Source organism: Ferroplasma sp. Type II (assembly GCF_000496155.1).
The window spans coordinates 4,667-6,754 of the sequence record NZ_KI542744.1; the positions used below are offsets into that span (position 1 = coordinate 4,667).

At 38.5% G+C, this 2,088-nt stretch carries 3 protein-coding genes; all 3 read left to right on the forward strand.

Features of this window, described 5'->3' with window-relative positions; genetic code table 11:
- Positions 1-769, forward strand: a 769-nt coding sequence (locus AMDU4_RS09095) for a CBS domain-containing protein (RefSeq protein ID WP_290704829.1), incomplete at its 5' end; no start/stop codon positions are given.
- The gene (locus AMDU4_RS09100) at positions 750-995 is read left to right on the forward strand and encodes a hypothetical protein (protein WP_290704832.1); all 246 of its coding nucleotides are present in this window, start codon (positions 750-752) and stop codon (positions 993-995) included. The genes AMDU4_RS09095 and AMDU4_RS09100, both read left to right, overlap by 20 nt.
- Positions 996-1,539: 544 nt before the next feature.
- Positions 1,540-2,088, forward strand: a 549-nt coding sequence (gene psmB / locus AMDU4_RS09105) for an archaeal proteasome endopeptidase complex subunit beta (protein WP_290704835.1), incomplete at its 3' end; no start/stop codon positions are given.

Consider the following 2,088-nt stretch of genomic DNA (forward strand, 5'->3'; position numbering starts at 1 on the left):
TTTTGAACCTTTATTTTTTATCGGGCTAGGCCTTTATTTTGTCAGGATAACCTTTTCGCTTATGATAGTTGGACTTGCCGTTTTTGTTATAGCCCTTGCATTCAAGCCTATTGCCGGCATAATAAGTTCTAAATTCATGCATATTGATACCTGGAAAAATGCTTTGGGCACATCGGTACACGGTGGCGTCGATGCAGCTTTACTGGTAGTTGCCTTAGGCCTAACCCTGGTTGGCCGGTATGACTATTCTGTCATTATGATAGCCATAACACTGCTGACACTTGTAATACCCTTGTTGTTCAATATCAAGGCTCCCGTTGTACAGACAAAGAAATCCAAATATGTCTGGGAAATGGTCAATGCCGAATTCAAAAATCTGAAGGCATGTGATATTGCCAGTTCATTTCAGTCAGTGTCGGTCAACAGCAAAAATCCCATAAGTTTGGCCTTTAAGATGTGTACAGATTTAAATGCACGTGCAGTAATAGTTATAAATTCAAACTCAAGGGTTCTTGGCCAGCTGATGCTAAGTGATATGGTTACAATGGGGCATAACCAGCTCAGGACACTTTCCGTATATCAGGGGAAAATAGTGCCAGCAATAAAGGTAATGTGTGATTCTCCTGCTACTGACCTGATCAAAATATTCCGGGAATCCGATCCCCCAATAGTGGCAGTTATTGACAAATCAGGCAAATTTATTGGAACCATACTGGAAAGGGAGATATTAAAGCATATATCGAATATACTTGACTCAGATAAACAATAGAGGAGTATTAACAGCATTTGTTCTTCTTGCCTCAATCCAGGCATTCATGGATGAGAATACTAATATTATTACAGTCAAAAGCTTATTAAAATTTGCAGAATCAATGATAATGGTTCATGCCTTCCCTGTTAAATATCATGAAATAAAGACCATGCTGTTTGCAAATAACCCAGAAGAATATTATTCCGGGGACAAACAGCAAGACCCTGTTAGATTATTTATATGATACTTCATACAGGGATAATCTTATGGATATTGTATGCCCCTCACGTAGACAGAGTGTTCCCAAGCAGGAAACCGGGTTTCCTGAAATATTTTCTGTAATGCCATTATCATTCACCTAACTGTATGTAATTGCCATGGATACGTGGACAAAGTTTATATCCATTCTTTTAATAAATTGTTTGCGGGTAAGACCAGTTGGTCAAGTGTACCTTGAGGTGCATGTACAACAGTACCAACCGGCTCCGACCTATTTTCAGAATTTTGTAAAAGCCTGAGAGAACCTTTAAGGCTACCACTAAAATTTTCCGGATAGATACAGAATATCCTTATATCCACTCTTTTAGATTCATTCCCCAATTTTTACCCAAATATTGGTTAAAATCAGTTCAAAGGATAAATTTTCCATTGGATCTGCCAATTTTTTCTTCCACATTGATGGAAAGTTCAAAATCATAAAATATATAAACGTAAGGTTAATTACGTGCTGTAGAAAATTTAAATATATTATTTGTTATTAAGAAATAATAATTGTTTAGAGGGATTATATGGAAGTATTAAAAACTGGAACAACAACACTTGGTATCACGGCAGGCAATTACGTTATCATGGGGACTGATAGCAGGGCTACCATGGGCAATTTCATTTCAAACAAGGATGCACAGAAATTGTACAAAATAGATACATATGCCGGTATGACAATTGCAGGTTTAGTAGGAGATGCCCAGACACTTGTAAGATTTATGAGAGCCGAAATGGAGCTTTACAGGATACAGAGAAAGATCAACATGCCAATAGAGGCTGCAGCAACACTGCTTTCTAACATGCTTAACCAGTCTAAATATTACCCTTACATGGTTCAACTGTTAGTTGGAGGTTATGACAAGAAGACACACATTTTCTCAATAGATGCTGCGGGCGGGTCTGTAGAGGATGAATATGCAAGCACTGGATCAGGTTCTCCCTTTGTTTATGGAGTTCTTGAGGCAGAGTACCAGCGTGATATGAAGCTGGATGATGCCATAAACCTTGCAGTAAAGGCTATAAGTGTAGCGAAGCAAAGGGATTCAGCATCCGGCAACATGCTGCAAATAGGG